The sequence below is a fragment of the Lichenicola cladoniae genome, assembly GCF_013201075.1.
GTDB lineage: Bacteria > Pseudomonadota > Alphaproteobacteria > Acetobacterales > Acetobacteraceae > Lichenicola > Lichenicola cladoniae.
Map to the genome: position 1 here is coordinate 70,214 of NZ_CP053712.1, position 19,969 is coordinate 90,182.

The window sequence follows — 19,969 nt, forward strand, 5'->3', positions numbered from 1 at the left end:
CTGAGTTTTCGCTGAGATTTGACCCGTGTCTGTTCACATCCCTTGCCGAATGGTTGGGGTTATTGGAGTGATCGACATGGAGTTGTTGAGTGTGATCCGCCGTTGGCGTCACAGGGATCAGATTTCGATCCGAGACATTGAGAGGCGGACGGGGTTGTCGCGGAACACGATCCGCAAATACCTGCGTTCGGACGCGGTCGAAGTCAGGTTCAAGGTGCCGGAGCGCCCGAGCCGGCTGGACCCGTTCGCAGACAAGCTGTCGGGATGGCTGGCGGTGGAGGCAGGCAAAGGGCGCAAGTCGCGCCGGACCGCTCGCCGGTTGCACGCGGACCTCGTCGTGCTGGGTTATGACGGCTCCTACGCACGGGTTGCCGCTTTTGCCCGGCATTGGCGAGCGGAGCGCATGGTCGCGCAGCGCACTACCGGGCGCGGAGTGTTCGTGCCGCTGGTTTTCTCTCCGGGAGATGCTTTCCAGTTCGACTGGAGCGAGGACTGGGCAACGATCGCCGGCAAACGGGTCAAGCTGCAGGCCGCGCACACCAAGCTCGCGCATAGCCGGGCCTTCGTGGTCAGGGCCTACAGGCTACAGACGCACGAGATGCTGTTCGACGCCCTGGCCGAGGCGTTCCGGGTGCTGGGCGGGGTTCCGCGCCGGGGCATCTTCGACAACATGCGAACCGCCGTGGACCGGATCGGGGTGGGCAAGGCGCGGCAGGTCAACGCACGCTTTGCCGCCATGGCCAGCCATTACCTGTTCGAGCCCACGTTCTGCAGCCCAGCCTCGGGCTGGGAGAAAGGTCAGGTCGAGAAAAACGTACAGGATGCGCGGCGGCAGCTCTGGCAGGCCGTGCCGTCCTTTGCCGACCTGCCAGAACTCAACGCGTGGCTCGAGACGCGCTGCATCGAGCGCTGGGGCGAGCTCGTGCACGGGGTGCTGCCGGGCAGCGTCGCTGACGTTCACGCCGAGGAGCGGGCGAGCCTGATGCCGGTGGGCCGGGCGTTCGATGGCTTTGTCGAGCACCCCAAACGGGTGTCGCCGACCTGCCTGCTGCATTTCGAGGCCAACCGCTACAGCGTGCCCGCCTCGTTTGCCAACCGGCCGGTCAGCCTGCGGGTCTATCCCGATCGCCTGATCGTGGTAGCCGAGGGGCAGGTCTTATGCGAGCACGTCCGCATCGTCGAACGCTCGCACGATGTCCCCCGCCGCACCGTCTACGACTGGCGGCATTACCTGGCGGTGATCCAGCGCAAGCCGGGGGCTCTGCGCAATGGCGCGCCCTTTGCCGAAATGCCGGAAGCGTTTCGCACACTCCAGACCGCACTGCTGCGGCGGCCAGGGGGCGATCGGGAGATGGTGGACGTCCTTGCCCTGGTACTGCAACACGATGAGCAGGCGGTGTTGTGCGCGGTGGAACTGGCTCTCGAGGACGGTGTCGCCACTAAGACCCATGTCCTCAACATCCTCCACCGCCTGACGGACGGCCATGGCGCAACTGCCGCCATCAACGCACCGCAGGCTCTCGTGCTGCGACAGGAGCCCAAGGCCGATATCGAGCGCTACGACGCGCTGCGGGACCGGGAGCTGCGCCATGCGTCATGATCCCGCCAGCGCCGCCCTCGTGGTCATGCTGCGCGGGCTCAAGATGTTCGGCATGGCTCAGGCGGTGGGAGAACTGGCCGAGCAAGGCGGCCCTGCGTTCGAGGCGGCCGTCCCCACCATGTCGCAGCTGCTTAAGGCCGAGATGGCCGAGCGCGAGGTACGCTCCATCGCCTATCACACCAAGGCAGCACGGTTTCCGGCCTACAAGGACCTGGCCAGCTTCGACTTCGCCGCCAGCGAGGTCAACGAGGCCACGGTGAGGCAACTGCACCGAGGCGAGTTCACCGACCGGGCCGACAACGTCGTGCTCATCGGCGGGCCCGGCACCGGAAAGAGCCACCTCGCCACGGCACTGGGCGTCCAGGCCATCGAACAAAGCCGCAAGAAGGTCAGGTTCTTTTCCACCGTGGACCTGGTCAACACGCTGGAACAGGAGAAAGCCGCCAACAAGGCCGGACACCTCGCCGACCATCTGATCCGTCTCGACCTCGTCATCCTGGACGAACTTGGCTACCTGCCGTTCAGTTCGTCGGGCGGCGCGCTGTTATTTCACCTGCTCAGCAAGCTCTACGAGCAGACCAGCGTCGTCATTACCACCAACCTGAGCTTTAGCGAGTGGGGCCAGGTGTTCGGCGATACCAAGATGACGACCGCGCTGCTCGACCGGCTCACCCACCACTGCCACATCCTGGAAACCGGGAACGACAGCTTCAGGTTCAGAAGCAGTTCGACCGAACCCAAAACCAGGAGAACCAAAACATCGGCTTGACCCGCACCAGCAGTGCGACAGAAATACCCTTGGCCGGGTCACTTCTCAATGAAAACGCCGGGTCAGCTCTCAGTGAAAATTAACAACCGCCCTTCGACTGCTCTCCTTGCCATCCATCTCCCAACCGCCGCGCTCGAGAACGGTTCGGCAATCGACACGCTGCCGCAGCTCAGCCAGCTCGTCCTGATCTGTAGTCACAGACGCCTCCAGCTCAGGATGGAACGATCCTCGAAATGCTCCGGATCAAGCCATAATACCGTCGTGGAATAGACCGTCAGCAGGACGGCGCAGACGAACGCATCAACCCCGCCTCGCCGGCATCGCGCCAGTCATGGCGCAAGGCAAACATAAGGGCAGCGCCAAGTCCGCCGATCATGAGCAAGAGGAGCGGAGACATGACGAAGGGACGGAGTAGCCGCAGCACCACAACCGCCATCGCCCGAACGGCTTCAATCAAGAAGAGCGCGAGGTCGTAGAAACGCCGTTGCCCGACCAAGGCTAATCCCCGATCGGGCAAGAGGGAGAAGGGAAAGGCTGATCCCTGTCGCATCACCCTCTCCCTGACTTTCAGTCAACGTCCACGGTGCGAAGCTCTGCGAAGGCCGCTGTGATTTCCTCGCCGTCCACGTCCAACAGCGCCATACCCTTGGTGCCGGTGCGCCTCCCCGTGATCAGCACGCCGCGCCGTCCATCTGTCAGCTCCATCACGAACACCGGCAGTCCTGTAGAAGGTGCCGGCTGCTCTGGCGCTGTCGGCCCCTTGTTTAGTGAACGTGAAGCCGAAGCAGTGGACGGAGCAGGCGATGCCGACGCCACATCCTCACGCCGCCCTCGCACCGCGGGCTCGCCATTGAGCGTCGGCTGCTCCGGAGAGGTAGCCGGAAAAGGCAGCACCGGTCCCTCGGGCTCCTGCGCCTCGCCCGCCTGATCCTCCTTAGTGCGAAAGCCGCCAGTTGCCGCTTTGCCTGTGATCCCCTCGATGATGCGCCGGGCCTCGGTGATCGTGATGTAAGTGCCTTCGTCCGGCAGCGCGGCTTCTACGTCGGCTGGCTGCTTCTCCCAAATACGCGACAGGTCATAAAGCGCGCGCATGTCAGCCGTATCCAGGCGCGACAAGAGACATGCCGGAAGCTTCTCGACCGACCGAAATGCGGCAACCTGATATTCTTTGATGTTGCACACGACTGCGATCTGCTTGACCGTCATCTTGTCAGCGAACAAGCGATTTACCGCTGCTGCTAAGTCGCTGTTTGCCAAACCGGCGCGGGCCTGGTTCTCGATCACCTGGACAGCAAGCGTAGCCTGGTCCTTCGGCACCAGTACCGCAGGAATGGTCGTCTTGCCGGCCAGCCGCGATCCCCGCAAGCGCCGCGCGCCATAAATGAGGACGTAGCCACCACCGTCACGTTTACGAACACCGACAGGCGACAGCACCCCGACAAGCCGGATCGTCTCGGCCATCTGTTCAAGCTCGACTTCGCTGAACACGCTCCGGGGCTGGTCCGGATCTTCCGCAATCTGATCTAGCGGCAAATGTAGCGGCTCGCCGCCCTGCGTCGTGCCAGCCGCTTGGCGCAAGCCCGACAGAACGCCCGTGCCAAAGCTCGGCTTGACGGCTGGTGTTTTACCCATGGGACAGCTCCATCATCTTTTCGACCTTGGCAAACACGCCTCGGATTTCCTCGCCGGCGTCGCGGGCGGACGGCCCCTTCATCTGCCAGACCGGAATGCGTTCGCTGGCCGTCCTGGCGTAAACGTCACGCTTGCCAACAACTCCGGGGAACAGCAGCCCGCCAATTTCCTCGGCCAAGCCCTCGAATAGCGCTCGCTCGCGTGGGCTTCTGCGGTCAAACTTGGAAGCCAGCAAACCAAGGAAGTTAGGCTCGTCCCGACCGTAGTGCTGTGAGACGCCTTTGATCGCCTGCAAGAGCCGCTGCACACCGGTAATCGAGTAGTCACCCAGCTCGATCGGGGCCAGAACCGCATCGGCAGAAAGCAGCGCGGCAAAGGTCCGCAAACCCAGCAACGGCGGCGTATCGATGATGCAGAAATCATAGTCGTCTGCGTTGATCTTCATGCTCTCGCGGAAAGTCTCGATTGCGGACTGTTCCGCACGCTCTGCGTCGAACAGCTCCGGCGTAGCGCCGGCAACGGTGAAATGCCCCGTACGCGGAACCTTCGTCGGCTCATTGAACAGGGACACCGCATCGACATCGGAAACATTGGCCTCAAGCGTAAAAGATAGGTTCGCCTGTTGGTCTAAGAGCGCCTTTCAAAACCTTGTACTGCCCGGCGATCTGATTCATGAGGAGACATGGCTTCTCCTCTCGTCTCCGACGCCCTCTGGTCGATCATCGAGCCGTTGCTGCCCGTGCCTCCGCCACGACCGCGGGGCGGTAGGCCGCGGGTACCGGATCGGGCGGCGCTGACCGGGATCCTGTTCGTGCTACGGACCGGCATCCAGTGGGAGATGCTACCGCTTGAGGTGGGGTGCGGCTCGGGCATCACGTGCTGGCGTCGCTTGCGGGATTGGCAAGAGGCGGGCGTGTGGGATGCACTGCACCGCGAACTGCTGCGTCGGCTGCGGGCGGCCGACCGGATCGACTGGAGCCGGGCCTGCCTGGACAGCGCATCGCTCGCTGCAAAAAGGGGGGCGACAAGACAGGGCCAAACCGGACCGATCGAGGCAGGCTCGGCACGAAACGCCATCTCGTCACGGACCGGAGCGGCATCCCGCTCGCCTTCATACTGACCGGCGCCAACACCAACGACAGCATGCCGTTCGAGGAACTGCTCGACAGCATCCTGCCGATCGGCGGCAAGCCGGGCCGGGCACGACACCGGCCGGACAAGCTGCACGCCGACAAGGCCTACGATCACCGACGTTGCCGCCAGGCCTGCCGCCGCCGTGGGATCTCACCCCGCATCGCCCGGCGCGGCGTCGAGACCAGCCAGAAGCTGGGCCGACACAGGTGGGTCATCGAGCGGACCTTCGCGTGGATCAACCGCTACCGCCGGCTCGTCACGCGCTACGAGCGCAGAAGCGATATCCACCACGCGTTCACCGCTCTCGCCTGCTCATTGATCTGCTTCAACACGCTGCAGAAGAGGTTTTGAAAGGCGCTCTAAGTCGAGAACAAGGGTCCGATAGCGTTCTGCAAAGAACCACGCGCCATGAAGGGAAAGGGTCGTTTTGCCGACGCCGCCTTTCTCGTTGAATACAACGAGGGTCTTCACGTCCGATCCTTTCGGCCCGATCGGCCTGGCCTGCGGTCAAGTAAATCGGCCTCCGGTACGTCCAGCCCGACCAACTTCAAGCCCTTCATCATCATGCCGCGCACTGTCGTCCGCTCCTGGGCTGCCCGAATTTTCAGGGCGTAATGCAGGCTTTCGGAAACAGGGAACGAGACGGTCACTGTGCGCTCCACAGGTGACGTCCTGTCCTCGGTCGGGGGCACCGTGTCATGTGCTGACTGCCTCGGCATCGGATGGCTCTCCTAAGGAAACGATCCCTTGTCACACGACACTCCTTCCGAAACAACATAGTCTAGCAAGAGTATGAAACGCCATTTTGTTTAAAGTAACGTGTTATTTCAACATTGGAAGGTGCCGCCGCTTGGCTCGCGGTGATCGCCGCCGTCGGCACCGGTTTCGGCACGGCGATCCTGTCATCGGTCATGAACAACATGCCAAGCGTCCTGGCCGGCGCGCTGTCCCATCGACCAGGCGCATGCACGTCCCGCCGCGACACGCGAACTTATGGCCTACGCCCACGTCATCGGCTGCGATCTCGGGCCGAATTTCACTCCGATCGGCAGTCTGGCAACGCTGCTTTGGCTGCACGTGCTCGGCGACAAGGGCGTCCGGATCACCTGGGGCCAGTGAATGCGGGTCGGGCTCGTCATCACACCGCCGGTGCTGCTCGTGGCGCTGCTGGCACTGGCATTCTGGATGCCGATCGTCTCGGCTGGCTGATTACGCGACGAGACATCCGCATCAAGGAGACCGTCATGGCAACCGATGCAGCCACCGACCTTCCCGCGTCGCAGGCGGATCTGCTGGCGCCGACAGATCCGGACCGACTGGAGCCGGCGGTCCGGGCAACCCACCCTCCCCGGATCCTGCTCCTTTACGGTTCCCTTCGGCCGTGCTCCTACAGCCGTCTGCTGACGCTGGAGGCGGAGCGAATTCTGCGTCATCTCGGCGCCGAGACCCGTGCTCAATCTGAGCGACCTGTCGATGACGGACAGCGTGCCGGCAGACCATCCGAAGGTCGTCGAACTCCGCGAGCTGTCGCTTTGGTCCGAAGGACAGGTGTGGTGCAGCCCGGAGCGACATGGTGCTGTTACCAGTGTGCTCAAGAACCGGATCGACTGAATCCCTCTGGAGATCGGCTCCACCCTGCCGACGCAAGGCCGCACCCTGGCGGTGATGCAGGTGTCGGGCGGCTCGCAGTTCTTAAACGCCGTGAATACCCTGCGCCTGCTCGGGCGCTGGATGCGGATGTTCACCATCCCAAACCAGTCCAGCGTGCCTCGGGCACGAAGGAGCCTAGATGGTCGGCCGTAAAGAATTGCCTCACCTCGACAGAGAAGTAGGCCAAGCTGCTTGTCGAGCGGAGCAGACTTGATCCAGACGAACTGGTGAACAGGTAGCTCGATTAATCGGGCTGGCGTTGCACCATTACGATTATGACTGTTGCCACGTTCTTCGGTGGACCGTGGCTGCCCTGAACGTACCAATTATCATTATCTAACACCTCTTCTCTTTTTGTTGGTGAGCCTGTGGGGATGTGGACAGAGCAGCAACCATGTGGGCAGAGGCCGAAGGCCGGTGCGTGCTCTTGGCGCGCACTGTCCACATGGCTGCTGCGGTCGCGTAGCGACTGTCCACATATCCACAGGCTTGGGTTTTAGCTATAAGAATAGCTATCGGTTTTAGAGGTACATATAGGTAATAAGTATGCGCGACAGATTGCACGAGGATGCCGCGACAGATTGCATGAACATCGCGCGACACTTTGCACGATCACCGCGCGACACTTCGCACGAGGATAACTTTACTTATCCACAACCAAGTGATCTCTCTTCTTGAGAGATGGATGTTTCGGTTAGGTGATCCAGTACTTTTCCGCTGCTTTCCGTAAGTACGACCGATTTTGTTGATTGGTCCCAACGATTTGGGTTGCTGGATGCATAAAGCGGCGAATATGATCATAAGCATGGATCCGATAGACACCGATTCACTAACGCCTGTGCAATGCCGAATGGCTCGTGCCGCGCTGTCGGTCTCAATTGATAGGGCGGCCGAGGTATCAATGGTCAGTCGCGCAAGCATCACCCGCTTTGAGCATGGTGGTGAGATTCGGCCGGTGCTGCGAGCGGCCCTGCGGACGTTCTTTGAGCAGTCCGGGGTTATGTTCACGCGGCGAGGCGTCGAACTACGATCGAACGGTTCTCAGGATGGGGTGGCCGCATGAGCAAGCTGCCAACACAGCGTCGCGTTAACGAGGCTAAGTCCCTGTCAACTGACCTAGAGGGTCAGGGCACGTTTCCAGGCCTAACAGTTCAGCGGCGGAAAGTTATCAACGCAGCGGGCGAAATCGCGACGACGCGCCCAGAGCTGGTGGCTTTCCAGCACGCCATCCTCTGTCAGGTCGGTTTACCGCGCGCTCGCGTAGCCGAGCGCACCTTCGAGCGTACCAGTGGGAGCGCGTCGATTTTGGTAGAGGCCGGCAAACTTTGGGATGCTCGATCTGCGACGTGGATTGAAGAAGCGCTTCCATACGGATCGAAACCAAGGCTTGCCCTTGTACACATCATCAGCGAAGCAGTGCGAACACGATCACGGAGCGTCGATGTTGGACGCAGTCTTTACGACTTCATGAAGACGCTTGGTATCGACACCAATGGTCGCAGCTACGCTTCCTTCCGTCAGCAGCTTTCTGCTCTTTCTGCGTGCCGCATCACGCTCGGCTTTGGGGCGGAGACGATCGACTCGAAGCCAATTGAACGCTTCCGTGCCTGGACCGACGAGGGCGGAGAGGCGGATGGCAGACTTTCACCTGGAGCTGTGGTGCTATCGCCTACCTTCTACGAAAGTCTTATTGATCACGCTGTTCCGCTAGATCCAAGGGCAATCGTTGCGCTTCAAAAATCACCGCTCGCTCTCGACCTCTACACCTGGCTCTCACACCGTCTGCATCGAGTTAGTCGCGTGACCGGGGAGCGGGTGTCCTGGCAGGCTCTCCAGCAGCAGTTTGGGCAAGAGTATGACCGGGGGCGTGATTTTCGTCGCCGAATGATGGAAAGCCTGCGGGACGTTCAGGCCGTCTATCCTACGGCAAGGGTTGAGGAAGTAGCAGGGGCTTTGGTCCTTCTGCCTTCGCCTCCGCCGGTGAGGAAGACGCTTGTCGCCCTGCCGGCTGGCTAATTCTGCCAACCGAGCGACGACCGTTTCGTGCGTTCTATAGCGTCTTCCGCGTTCATAGGCGGTGGCCAGACGATCCTGAGCGCGGAGGTGATGTGATTTGTCGTGTTTGCTCCAAAGCAACTGACCGGTGACAGACGAGGTAATTCCCGTTTAGCCCGAGGCGCCTTCTAACGAGCAGGGCCGCCGAAAACTTTCAACAAACCATACAATCTGTCGCGCCCGTCACTGCTAAGCTTCTGGCTGGCGGCGGCTAGAGGTCAGTCGTGCAATCTGTCGCGCCCGTCGCTGCTGAACTCCTGTCTGGTGGCGGCCAGAGGTCAGTCGTGCAATCTGTCGCGCCTGTCGCTGCTGAACTCCTGTCTGGTGGCGGCCAGAGATCGTTCGGGCGATCTGTCGCGCCCGTCACTGCTGGACATCGGTTTGGCGGCAGCCAAAGGTCATTCGTGCAATCTGTCGCGGCCGTCACTGCTGAAGTCCTGGCTGGTGGCGGCCAAAGATCGTTCGGGCGATCTGTCGCGCCCGTCACTGCTGGACTTCTGGCCGGCGGCGGCCAGAGGTCATTCGTGCAATCTGTCGCGTCCGTCACTGCTGAGCTTCTGGCTGGCAGCGGCCAGAGGTCGGTCGTGCAGTCTGTCGCGCCCGTCACTGCTGAGCTTCTGGCTGCGGGCGGCCAGAGGTCATTCGTGCAATCTGTCGCGCCCGTCGCTGCTGAACTCCTGGCTGGGGGCGGCCAGAGATCGTTCGTGCGATCTGTCGCGGCCGCCACTTGCGTGTTCCGGCTGATCCTGATCACTGATTCCGTTTGATGGTGATCATTGAATCCGTTCGATCTCGATCATGCATTCCGTTTGATGGCGATCATCGGTTCCGGTGATCCTGATCATGCTGGAGATGACGATGCCGGTCGGCTGCCGCTGACAGTCTTCAACCGAGGGTAGTGTCGACCTGTTGCCGGGGAGCAAGGGGTCGGGATGCCAGGCGAGAGAGTGTCGATGCGCAAGATACGCGAGCTTCTGCGGCTGCGGTTGGAACAGCGGCTGCCGCAGCGAACGATCGGACTGAGCCTGCGGCTGGGCCAGGGAACGATCAGTGATTACCTGGGCCGGGCCCATCGTGCTGGCCTGGATTGGCCATTACCGGATGACATGGACGACACGCAGCTTGAGGCGCTGCTGTTTCCGCCACTGCCGGATGTGCCGCTGGATCAGCGGCCGGTGCCAGACTGGGCGGCGGTTCACCGCGATTTGCGCCGGCCAAACATGACGCTGGCCCTGTTATGGGAAGAATACCGCGCAGGATCGGCTCACGCGTTTGGCTACTCGTGGTTTTGTGATCTCTATCGCGCGTGGGCCGGACGGTTGAAACCGACGCTGCGCCAGGTGCACACGGCCGGCGAAAAGCTGTTCGTCGACTTCGCCGGTCAGAGCATGTCCGTCATCGACGGGGCAAGCGGGGAGAAGCATCAGGCCGAAATCTTCGTGGCTGTGCTGGGGGCGTCGAGTTTTGTCTACGTGGAGGCGACCTGGAGCCAGACGCTGCCGGACTGGATTTCGGCTCATGTCAACGCTCTGGCCTTCTTTGGCGGCGTGCCGCACCAGATCGTCAGCGACAATCTCAAGGCCGGCGTCACCAGGGCCTGTTTCTTTGAGCCGACGATCAATCGCACCTACGCCGAGATGGCGGCGCATTATCGCAGTGCGGTCATTCCGGCCCGGCCCTACAAGCCGCGCGACAAGGCCAAGGTCGAAGTCGGCGTGCAGGTGGTCCAGCGCTGGGTTCTGGCCCAGCTCCGTAACCGGCAGTTCTTCTCGCTGGCCGATCTCAACTTGGCGATCCGTGAGCTGGTCGAGCAGATCAACGACCGGCCGATGCGCGGCTGGGGCACGACGCGCCGTGCCCTGTATGAACAGCTCGATCGTCCGGCCCTGCTGGCGTTGCCAGAAGTGCCTTACGAGTATGCGGACTGGCGGTACTGCCGGGTTAATCTCGATTATCACATCGAGATCGCCCGGCATTTCTATTCGGTGCCGTTCCGGCTGGTCCGTCAGCCTGTGGAGGCACGCATCACAACCAGGACGGTGGAGATTTTCCACCGCGGCAGCCTCGTGGCCACGCATCTTCGCAGCGTGCGCCAGCATCAGCCAAGCACGGTGAGCGACCACATGCCGAGCACGCACCGGCGCTACCGCGACTGGACCCATGAGCGGATCACACGCGAGGCGATGGCAACCGGCGACGATACCGCGGCTCTGATCGAGATCGTGCTGCGCTCGCGGCCACATCCCGAACAGGGTTTGCGCTCCTGCATCGGTATCCTCGGCCTGCGTGGCCGTTACGGCCCGGAACGGGTGGACGCTGCCTGTGCCAAGGCCCTGGCACTCGGCACCCGCTCCTACGGCTCTGTCGCCGCGATCCTGAAGAATGCCCAGGAGAAAAAGTCCGCCATCACTGACCAGCCCAGCCTGATGCACGAGAACATTCGCGGTCCTGGCTACTATCATTGAAAGGAAAGACAATGCTGATCCATCCCATGGTGGACCGTCTGCGCGATCTTGGCCTGGCCGCGATGGCCGACGCATTCATCGAAATGAGCCGCCAAAGTGCGGCCGATGATCTGTCGCGCGAAGACTGGCTCGGCCTGCTGGTCGATCGCGAGGTGACCGCGCGAGACAACAAGCGGCTCGGCCGGCGGCTCAGCCATGCCCGGTTGCGCCAGAATGCGGTGGTCGAGGACACTGATCTGCGCACGCCCCGCGGGCTCGATCGTGGCCTGTTCCAGAGCCTGGCGGCCTGCGGTTGGATCCGCGACAGCCAGCATCTGCTGATCGTCGGCCCGACCGGCGTGGGTAAATCCTGGCTGGCCTGTGCGCTGGGACACAAAGCCTGCCGGGAAGGTTACGCTGTGCTCTACCGCCGTGCGCCGCGGCTGTTTGCCGACATCGCCACGGCGCGTGGCGAAGGGCGCCTGCCGCGCCTGATGCGGACAATCGAGCGCACACGCCTGCTCATCATCGACGATTGGGGCCCGGAGCCGCTGTCGGCTGAACAGCGTCGCGACCTGATGGAGATCGTCGATGACCGCGATGGGAAAGGCTCGTTGCTGATCACCAGCCAGGTCCCAACGAGCCGCTGGCACGAGATCATTGGCGATCCCACTCTGGGCGATGCAATTCTCGACCGCATCATTCACCGGTCCCATCGCATCGAGCTGAAAGGCGAAAGTCTGCGCAAGCGCCAGGTCCTGAACACGGCAGAAGGCTTGACGAGCGCCAAGGAGAAGTGAGACCTGTTCAACCGTCAGTGGTAGCTCACCGGCACCACGTCATGCTGTCCGCCATGCCCTCCCCAGGCAGGGTGAACACCGTGATCCGGATCACCATGAACGGTGATCACGATCAGCTGGAATGGCTGATCAGCATCAACGGAATACGCACGCCACTGCTGGACTCCTGTCTGGTGGCGGCCAGAGATCGTTCGTGCGATCTGTCGCGGCCGTCACTGCTGAAGTCCTGGCTGATGGCAGCCAGAGATCGTTCGTGCGATCTGTCGCGGCCGTCACTGCTGAAGTCCTGGCTGATGGCGGCCAGAGATCGTTCGTGCGATCTGTCGCGGCCGTCACTGCTGGACTCCTGTCTGGTGGCGGCCAGAGGTCATTCGTGCAATCTGTCGCGCCCGTCGCTGCTGAGCTTCTGGCTGCGGGCGGCCAGAGGTCATTCGTGCAATCTGTCGCGCCCGTCGCTGCTGAACTCCTGGCTGGGGGCGGCCAGAGATCGTTCGTGCGATCTGTCGCGGCCGCCACTGCTGGACTCCTGTCTGGTGGCGGCCAGAGGTCATTCATGCAATCTGTCGCGCCCGTTCATCGTGAACGCCGGCAATGGCATGTCCTCGATCGAAGGCATCATCGTGGACGGCGTCTGGTCGAACGGCGTTGTCTGATGGTGTCTCGTCAAGCAGTTCATTAAGCCTCCGTCCTCGAGGCTGTGCCGGATGCCGGGTGCCGCGTCCATATGATACTCGTGCTGCCTGGACGATTGCCGTATTGTTACCCGTGTAGTCCACAACCCCCAGAAACCCGTGGTCAAGCACAGGGAAGGGCTTGGACATGATCTCCTCTAGTCCGGGTGACGATGGACGGCGTGTAGAAGTCGATTGCGCTTACTATGCTTCAATATCAGCTAGAGCAGATTGTGATCATTCCGGTTCGTGTCGCGCGGCGGTGCAAGAGTTTCACACTCGCGTCGGCTGAAGGTTGCGAGTGGATCACAAGTGGCGTTCCAGAGGTCGTCGATGGTGCAAGCGGCGGCGTTGCGCAGCACTGCCGACGGATGGTCATGAGTTCTCCAAGTCTACCTGGCGCTCGAGGGCTGCGACCGCATATTCGAACGTCTCTCCAGCCTTCCAGCCATTCTGTTTGGCAAGGAAGTAAAAGCGTTCGACAGTCGCGGCGGTGGTTTTAGCGCTAAAAACGACGTTCCGACCAGTGCGATAGACCATAGGTTGACGTCGCGTCGATGGGGCATCGACTACTGGTTGGCCAGACGCTGCGTCGGAACTTTCTCTCGGAGCTGCCTCTCGGCTTTTGAAGCGAGTTCCGGCAGCCTGATCAATCTCTGCTGGTGTTGGCCGCCTGGCGTCGTGAGGCTTTGGAGCAAAGTCGCTGACGTTGAATTCTTCTTTCAACGGATCCGCGAAAATCGAGGTTCGCTCTATCATGCCGCAACCCCTGCCCTGGCGGTTCGGAGTATGGTCACGACTTCGCGTGCAAAAGCTTCGGCGTTTACGATGGCGGCCGGAATGTTGGGAGCCGAGGTTTTATCCAACGTTCGCAGCGTTCCGCCGAATGAGAAGATCGCCCGAAAGGCATCGCGTTCATTGAGTCGCACGGACATGACCGGCACTTGGTTTAGGATTAGGTCCTTCTCGATACTCTGCAGTGTGCGAGTTCTGATCGCGGCGCTGGTGCAGGTGAACAGGATTGTCGCTGGAATTTTAAGCCGGAACGCTTCCTCCTGTTGCTTCACCTCCCTCACGGCGGCTACGGCTTCAACTGCATCAAGCGTCGACGCTCTGGTCGGGATGATGACCAAGTCGGCTCGGCTCATCGCATATGGGATCATGCGGGACGCTGTGCCTTCTAGATCGACAATAACGAAGGCAACTCGCGACGCCTCATCGTCGATCACGCGGATGATGGTTTTCTCCGTGACATCGTCAAGGACCCGAAGATTGGCCGGAAGGCCTGGCAGCCGGGCCCATCGAGCAACCGGGCGGTTAGGATCGGCGTCGATAATTGTGACTGCGGCGCCGCTCGCTGCGAGCTCGGTCCCTAACAAAACAGCTGACGTTGATTTGCCAGCACCTCCTTTTGGCGATGCGAAGACAATGGTGGGCATGTCGCTTCCTTCTTCCGATAGAGACGTAGACCGAGCATTGACCCGAGCAGTAAGCGACAACTTTTGCCGCAAGAACCGGTGTTTACAGACAAACACGATGGTCTGCCCTTAGTCAATCTCTGGTAGACCTCTAGTAGAAGGTAGACTTTCGGTCGACTGTAGGTCATTCGTAGTTTTAGTTTCGCTGCAGGGTCGACGACGTAGCGGTCCAGCTCAACTATCGATCCGCGTTGTCCTTCAAGTGGCATGGGGTGGCATGCCCGAAGGTGTCGATGACGACGCCTCTGCGTAATGTCTCCAAAGTTCCGTAGGGCATCTCGCCCGCGGCGCAGGGGCAGTCCGTTCATATTGATGTTGCGGTAGCCGCGTCCTCAACGAGACCTCGCGTGGAAGGAGAGAGATCAATAGTCCCGGCCCTGGGTGTCCGGCCGGCTGGTGGCCGCTTCGTACCCTCTGCAGGTTGGGACTGGCAGAGGATATGCACGACGCGGAGCAGGTCGATGGCACCGCGCGGCAAGCCGTCAGCATTGGTCTTAATTCAGCGAGCGCCAAGTGACCCTTAGCAAGATGTTCCTTTCGATCCGCGGCCGAATAGGTCCCGCCGCAACGGTCGATGCGTTCTGCCGGATGCGAAGTCTGTCTCTGTTTCAACGTGCGGGTAGACCGTTGATCTACGGTTGGGAGGCTTCAGCACAGTTATGGAGATGACTGGTCGGCCATGGCTTCAGCGAACAGTCAGGTAGCGGACTTGGCTGAACATTATGACGAACTGCTTTTAGCTAACCAGGGCCAGGTCATCATCCAGCATCTACCGACGGTAGATAGCCGGTAGGCCAATCGTAGACCATCGGCCTTCTGTTTGGCTGTCGCCGGTAGGTAGCGCTGTGTTTCCCGGCGTTGCCATAGCAGATCGCGTTCAGGCTAAGATCAGTCCTGAGGTTCAGGCTTGGCCCGTCGATGTTGTCGGCAGTTGACTACAGGTAGACTATCGGTCGGGATCTGCCTTCCTTAGATCTTTTCTTTCTCGGTTGCCCCTCCCCCACCTGCTTCCTGCCTGCCGGCAGCTGAAACGCGACGACCAATGGTCTACCGTCGGCCAACCGTGCGCGGCACGCCTGACGATATACCTGCCGTCCGCGCTGGCTTCGATGTGCCACGGTGCTTGAGGGGAGGGGGCCTACTGTTCCAGAGCGATGTGCATACGTGTCGGCGCATTGCAAACCAATGGTCGACCGTTGGTTAGCCGGGAGGTAAGCCGATCTCCGGGATCAACCGTAGACGGTAGGCTGACGGTAGACTGGTAGCTAAACAGTAGACTGGTAGGCCGACGGTAGACCACTGGGTCAACAAGGGTGGCAGGTCTACCGTTGGTACATGAGATACTGGCTGGGCCCAAGCCTGTTTGACACGATGGCGGGCGCTGATTGCTGACCGCCCGAGGCAGGAGATGTCTTCTTCGTCAAACGGTAGATTGACCGTCTACCGTTGGCCGACCGGGGATAATTGGTCTTGCTGCGTCGAAGCCTACGGAAGGCTGACCGTTATGCCGCGTCGTAGGTCGATGCGCACGGGCAGCTCTAAAGAGCCAATCTCAACTCAGGTGCCTTACCAATGTCTAAGGCATGACAGGCAACGAGAAGCTCGCCCGTCATGGTGCCGTAGGCCTGCCCGTAAAAATAAAGGGCAATGGCACCCCGAGGTTTGGGACGTCACGACCGAGCAGCTCGCGGCGTTGTATGGCCGCGACCAGCACGCGGAGGGCCGCAGGGCATACATTTTAGTCTGGTTTGGAAACGTCTCAGGCAAATTATTGACGCCCTACCCCGACGGCCGCCTGCGACCTCGTGCTCCTGGCGAGCTGCGCGCGATGCTGATTGACCGTATACACAAGAAATTAGAGGCGTAATCGATGTCTATGTCGTCGACGTCTCTCGATTGCGGTGACCTTGTCTTACTGATCCGGCGCTTGACCGCATTTCGACAGTTCAGTCTACCTTCTAAAGGTACTGATAATGCAGCCTACGCGCTCAGGTGGAACCAAGAGCGACGTGGTGATGCTTTAGCCTTACAAAACTCCTTGCATGGGATGGCTCTCGAACGGGTCGCCCATCTCGAGATACTCGTCCAGCACGGCGTAGCTCTTGTGCCGGCCATGCTGCTTCAGTCGTGTCGGGTGCACCCCGCGTTCCATTCCTTCCGTGAGGGCTCCCCGCTTGAGGCTGTGGCCGCCCAAAACACCGCGATCGAACCCGACCGCCTCGGATCGCGTCTGGATGATCCGGGCAACCGTGCGGGGATCGATTGCCTGGCTGCCCAGGATCTGGCTGCGTGCAGACGTCTGGTCATGTCCCCCGCCGGCCGGCGGCTGCCACACTCTCCGGAAGACCGCCCCCTCGCGGATCCCGGCCGCCTCCATCCAGCGATACACCGCCTTCACCGGGCAGAAGGCCGTCGTGCCGGCAGGGATAGCGATGGTTACAATGGCGCCGGTCCGTGCCCCTTTGGAGCGTGGCAGGGTCAGCTGCAGGCCGCCCGCGCGCGGCTCGAGATGCTCGACGCGGATGCCGGCCAGCTCGGAGCGTCGCAGCGCGCCGGCGAAGCCGATCAGCAGCAGCGCCCGGTCGCGCAGCCCGACCAGGTCGTCGCCGATCGGCGCCAGGATCCTGGTAAGCACCGCGAGCGTCGCGGCTGCTTTCTTGCGCGGGTGCTCGCCGGCCAGGCCGGCGGCTCGGCGGATGCCGGCGATGGTCTCGGTCACCCGCGCATGCTGGGTCGGCAGGGCGACGCCGGCCAGGTGGTGCAGGTAGCGGATCGCAGCACTACGCAGCTGGATGGTGGTGACCGAGCGGCCGCGGCCGCGCTCGTGCGCCAGGAAGGCGACGATGTCCTCCGGTTGCGCCGGCAGCGCCTTGAGATAGTGGAGGTCGCACCAGTCACACCAGGCGCGGACCCCGGCCCGGTAGGCACGGCGGGTGTTCTCCGCCTTGGCCTGACGGGCGTAGGCGTCGGCGGCGCGGCGTGCGGTGGCCAGGGTGCCGTCATGGAGTGGCACCACGGCGTCGGCGGCGTCATCGAACCAGGCGCGGATCAGCGCCGGCTGGTGGTTCAGCGGTGCCGGCCGCAGCACGATCGTCGGCTCAAGCTCGGGGTCAGGCGCCTGCAGGAGCCAGGTTTCGCCGTCGTCGATCGGCTGGGTCAGGGGTGCATCTCCGGTGGCCCAAGATCGGGCGTTCGTTAGCCGATCCTACTCTGTTCCGTATGCCCGACAAGCACATTTATCGGGCATAGGGAGATTGGGGTGTTGAAGGGTCGATGGGCGCCTAAGCTGTAAAATAGCATGCTATATCAGTAACTTAAGTTAGTCCTACAGGTCGTGACCTGCGACGTAAACCGGAAAAGCACCCTTAAGCTTGCGAACGGACGACTAAGGCAGGATGATCCGCGTCGTCACGCCGCTGCGTCGATGCGCCGGCTGCACGGGAGAGGGAGCTCAATGATCGCCAGCCCGCATTGGCTTTGGGTTGCCAGGACCTGCACCGGTTTCCCGCACAGGCTCGGCGGCGCGGACGGCGGCGCGCCAGGACGAAAATCATGTCGATGAGCCGGCCGCCATTGCCGCGGCAGCAGGCCGACGCCATCCGACATGCGGGCCAGCGCGCCTGTCGTGCCGGGCTGCCGGAGACGGTGAACCCGTATAACCAGTGCCTGGCTGCCAAAGCCTGGACGCTGTGGCGTAAGGGCTGGCACCTCGGCGCTGAGGAGCGTGTCGACGCGGCGATGGAGGTGATCGCGCTGTGTGACGACTGCGCAGCCGCGGTCGAAAGCGAAAGGGATCCGCTGGACCGTCCCGGCCTGCTCGGCATCATCAAGGGATGTTGGCCGGCACATGACCGCTCCTGGGCGATGACGAGGACGGCGATGTCGACGATATGCCGGATGACCTGGACGATGACATCGACCTGCTCCTGTCGCAGGAGCCCTGCGCCGGCTGTGGCGATCCACAACCCGGGCCACGCTGGCACGCGCTTGCCGTCCGCCGTGCTTTGATGCCAAGTCCGCTCGGGCCACCGCCTCCATCCCGCGGTCCGGTGCCGATCGCCACCATCCTGTCCACGCTTCCCGCGCTCGAGCGGGCCGGTATCATGGTTCAGGCGTCCCGACAGCCGGTATCAAGGTCACCGTTCGACGAGAGCCTGTTGGCAGCCGCGACCGGAGACCGGACCCAGGGTCAGCTGATCCTGCTGACTGGCCAGCCCGGCACCGGCCGCACCAGCCTGGCGCTGCAGATCGCCACCGTCGCCGCAAGCCGGGACAGAGCGGTGGCCTGGTTTGCTCATGATCGACGTGCCGACCAGGTGGCCGCGCACCTGCTGGCGCAGGCCGGCCTGCCGACGAATAGTTCCATGCTGTCACGACCAGCCGCGCGGGCGACGGTGGAAAGGCTCGCCGCGCTGACGCTGCGCATCGATGACCAGCCTGAGCCCGCGGTCGACGCGGTGCGACAACGCTGTGCAGAGGTGGCGGATGGCGGCGGATTGGCCCTGGTCGTCATCGACTATGTCCAGCTGATGAAACTCGATCGGCGCGCCCCGAGCTTCGAAGCGGCACTGCAGCTGGCGAAGCAGGATCTGCGCGCGATGTCGCGCGCCCTCGATGTGCCGGTGCTGATCATCGGCTCGCAGCGCCGCCAACAGCCAGGGGAGACACAGTCCCCGCCTGGCCCTGATCTGCAGCGGCTGGATCCGCACTCGGTGTGTGATCGTGTGCTCGTGCTGCAGCGAACCGGCGAGGCCGGGCGGCTGCTCATCGTCAGGCCGGCCGAGCCGGCAATCCCGATGCGCTTCGATCCGGTCGGTTTGCGCTTCGAGCCAGCAGCAGGCGTTGCCTGATGAACAGCCCGGGTGATGGCTCCGCCGTTGCCGCTTTCCCGGCATCGGCGAGATCGGTGCTCTCTCCGGAGACGCAACGGGTCTACGCCGGCGCCTGGCGGGACTTCTGCACCTGGCGCACCAGCATGGGACTGGGATCGTCCCTACCGGTGCCGGCCGAGCACATCGTCAGCTACATTGAAAGCCTGATGCCGACCGCAAGCCACAGCACCATCAAGCTGCGGCTGGCCGCGATCGCCTTGCACAGCAACCAGGCCGGCGGAGTCTCCTGCAACGCCCACGCCGCCGTCCGGGCTGCGCTGCGTCGGTGCCAGCGTGCTGCAGACGGTTCGACCGAGCAGGCGATCGACATCCAGCTCGCCTGTTGCGGCGAGGATCTGGCCGGCCTGCGTGACCGGGCGGTGCTGCTGATGAACCACGTCGGCGGCCTGGCCCCAGCCGACATCGCCGGTTTGGATCGGGAGGATCTCGAGTTCAGGAACACCGAGCTCGTCTTGCGGGTCCGGCTACCCAATGCCCCGGTCGAAGAGCCGGGTCAGCCCGTGCATCTGCCGCGCCGCCGCGGCGACCTGCTCTGCCCGGCCGTGGCCCTCGAGCGCTGGCTGCAGCGCTCCGGCATCGTGTATGACGCGATCTTCCAGGGGGTCACCGTGCATGGGACCCTGGACCGCCGGCTGGGTGTCGTGGGCGTGCGTCGGATCCTGCAGCGGATCGAGACGCAGGCCGCTGCGCAGGCCATGCCACCGGCACGACCGCTTGTGCCGGCAACTCCGACACCGCGATCCAATCCGAAGGCCCGGCTGTCCGCGCCTGCCAAAAAGTCCAAGCGGTCAGAGCCCGCAGGAACTGCACGCCTGTCGCAACGACCGCTTCGGTGAGGAGCGCC

18 protein-coding genes and 2 pseudogenes are annotated in these 19,969 nt (G+C 62.4%); 13 read left to right on the forward strand and 7 right to left on the reverse strand.

Annotation, left to right across the window (positions count from 1 at the left end; genetic code table 11):
- The first annotated feature begins 76 nt into the window (after nt 1–76).
- On the forward strand, nt 77–1,600 hold the full coding sequence (gene istA / locus HN018_RS27420; RefSeq protein ID WP_171837289.1) for an IS21 family transposase: 1,524 nt from the start codon (nt 77–79) through the stop codon (nt 1,598–1,600).
- Complete coding sequence (gene istB / locus HN018_RS27425) at nt 1,590–2,369, forward strand: IS21-like element helper ATPase IstB (protein ID WP_171837288.1); 780 nt, start codon at nt 1,590–1,592, stop codon at nt 2,367–2,369. Before istA (HN018_RS27420) ends, istB (HN018_RS27425) begins: the two co-directional genes overlap by 11 nt.
- A 274-nt stretch (nt 2,370–2,643) precedes the next feature.
- Here istB (HN018_RS27425) and HN018_RS27430 read toward each other — a convergent pair whose 3' ends face one another.
- From HN018_RS27430 to HN018_RS27440, 3 genes are read right to left on the reverse strand one after another with little or no spacing between them, the layout of a single operon-like run.
- Entirely contained in the window at nt 2,644–2,919 is a 276-nt protein-coding gene (locus tag HN018_RS27430; protein ID WP_172443612.1) for a hypothetical protein, read from the reverse strand.
- A 17-nt stretch (nt 2,920–2,936) separates the two neighbouring features.
- Nucleotides 2,937–4,001 carry a ParB/RepB/Spo0J family partition protein gene (locus HN018_RS27435; RefSeq protein WP_172443613.1) on the reverse strand — a complete coding sequence of 355 codons (1,065 nt, stop codon included), beginning with the start codon at nt 3,999–4,001 and terminating at the stop codon, nt 2,937–2,939.
- A complete protein-coding gene (locus HN018_RS27440) occupies nt 3,994–4,572 on the reverse strand; it encodes a ParA family protein (protein WP_171837981.1) in 579 nt (192 codons plus the stop codon). Before HN018_RS27440 ends, HN018_RS27435 begins: the two co-directional genes overlap by 8 nt.
- Before the next feature lie 111 nt (nt 4,573–4,683).
- Here HN018_RS27440 and HN018_RS27445 point away from each other — a divergent pair.
- A protein-coding gene (locus HN018_RS27445; RefSeq protein WP_172443614.1) for an IS5 family transposase occupies nt 4,684–5,486 on the forward strand; the annotation gives its coding sequence in 2 pieces (ribosomal slippage) (nt 4,684–5,020 and nt 5,020–5,486; 804 coding nt in all).
- Here HN018_RS27445 and HN018_RS27450 read toward each other — a convergent pair.
- Nucleotides 5,448–5,606: a ParA family protein gene (locus HN018_RS27450; RefSeq protein WP_171837668.1), complete on the reverse strand. Its 159-nt coding sequence runs from the start codon at nt 5,604–5,606 to the stop codon at nt 5,448–5,450. The genes HN018_RS27445 and HN018_RS27450 overlap by 39 nt on opposite strands.
- Entirely contained in the window at nt 5,603–5,785 is a 183-nt protein-coding gene (locus HN018_RS27455; protein ID WP_171837667.1) for a hypothetical protein, read from the reverse strand. Before HN018_RS27455 ends, HN018_RS27450 begins: the two co-directional genes overlap by 4 nt.
- 183 nt (nt 5,786–5,968) lie before the next feature.
- On the opposite strand from HN018_RS27455, the pseudogene HN018_RS27465 reads away from it, so the two are divergent.
- The 7 genes and pseudogenes from HN018_RS27465 to HN018_RS27495 form a co-directional block, all read left to right on the forward strand.
- Nucleotides 5,969–6,344, forward strand: a pseudogene (locus HN018_RS27465) (ArsB/NhaD family transporter); the annotation flags it as partial.
- A 35-nt stretch (nt 6,345–6,379) separates the two neighbouring features.
- Nucleotides 6,380–6,911: pseudogene (locus HN018_RS27470) on the forward strand (NAD(P)H-dependent oxidoreductase); the annotation flags it as partial.
- A gap of 933 nt (nt 6,912–7,844) precedes the next feature.
- Nucleotides 7,845–8,801, forward strand: coding sequence for a replication protein RepA (locus tag HN018_RS27475; RefSeq protein WP_171837666.1), 957 nt, complete (start codon nt 7,845–7,847; stop codon nt 8,799–8,801).
- A gap of 303 nt (nt 8,802–9,104) precedes the next feature.
- Nucleotides 9,105–9,584 carry a hypothetical protein gene (locus HN018_RS27480; RefSeq protein WP_171837665.1) on the forward strand — a complete coding sequence of 160 codons (480 nt, stop codon included), beginning with the start codon at nt 9,105–9,107 and terminating at the stop codon, nt 9,582–9,584.
- Nucleotides 9,585–9,793: 209 nt separating this feature from the next.
- Nucleotides 9,794–11,305: an IS21 family transposase gene (gene istA, locus HN018_RS27485; RefSeq protein ID WP_408886729.1), complete on the forward strand. Its 1,512-nt coding sequence runs from the start codon at nt 9,794–9,796 to the stop codon at nt 11,303–11,305.
- Between the two features lie 11 nt (nt 11,306–11,316).
- Entirely contained in the window at nt 11,317–12,084 is a 768-nt protein-coding gene (istB, locus tag HN018_RS27490; protein WP_171837390.1) for an IS21-like element helper ATPase IstB, read from the forward strand.
- Nucleotides 12,085–12,164: 80 nt separating this feature from the next.
- A complete protein-coding gene (locus HN018_RS27495) occupies nt 12,165–12,737 on the forward strand; it encodes a pentapeptide repeat-containing protein (RefSeq protein WP_171837941.1) in 573 nt (190 codons plus the stop codon).
- Between the two features lie 773 nt (nt 12,738–13,510).
- Here HN018_RS27495 and HN018_RS27500 read toward each other — a convergent pair.
- Nucleotides 13,511–14,194, reverse strand: coding sequence for a ParA family protein (locus tag HN018_RS27500; RefSeq protein WP_171837940.1), 684 nt, complete (start codon nt 14,192–14,194; stop codon nt 13,511–13,513).
- Between the two features lie 2,065 nt (nt 14,195–16,259).
- Nucleotides 16,260–17,321 (reverse strand): site-specific integrase, encoded by a 1,062-nt coding sequence (locus HN018_RS27505; RefSeq protein ID WP_239479480.1) that lies wholly within the window; start codon nt 17,319–17,321, stop codon nt 16,260–16,262.
- 464 nt (nt 17,322–17,785) lie between these two features.
- Here HN018_RS27505 and HN018_RS27510 point away from each other — a divergent pair, with 464 nt between their 5' ends.
- The 3 genes from HN018_RS27510 to HN018_RS27520 are packed head-to-tail and all read left to right on the forward strand — an operon-like array spanning nt 17,786 to nt 19,961.
- Entirely contained in the window at nt 17,786–18,241 is a 456-nt protein-coding gene (locus tag HN018_RS27510) for a hypothetical protein (RefSeq protein ID WP_171835752.1), read from the forward strand.
- On the forward strand, nt 18,241–19,083 hold the full coding sequence (locus tag HN018_RS27515; RefSeq protein ID WP_172443615.1) for a DnaB-like helicase C-terminal domain-containing protein: 843 nt from the start codon (nt 18,241–18,243) through the stop codon (nt 19,081–19,083). The genes HN018_RS27510 and HN018_RS27515 overlap by 1 nt, the downstream gene beginning before the upstream one ends.
- Nucleotides 19,083–19,961, forward strand: a complete 879-nt coding sequence (locus HN018_RS27520) for a site-specific integrase (RefSeq protein WP_171836848.1) — start codon at nt 19,083–19,085, stop codon at nt 19,959–19,961. Before HN018_RS27515 ends, HN018_RS27520 begins: the two co-directional genes overlap by 1 nt.
- Nucleotides 19,962–19,969: the final 8 nt, after the last annotated feature.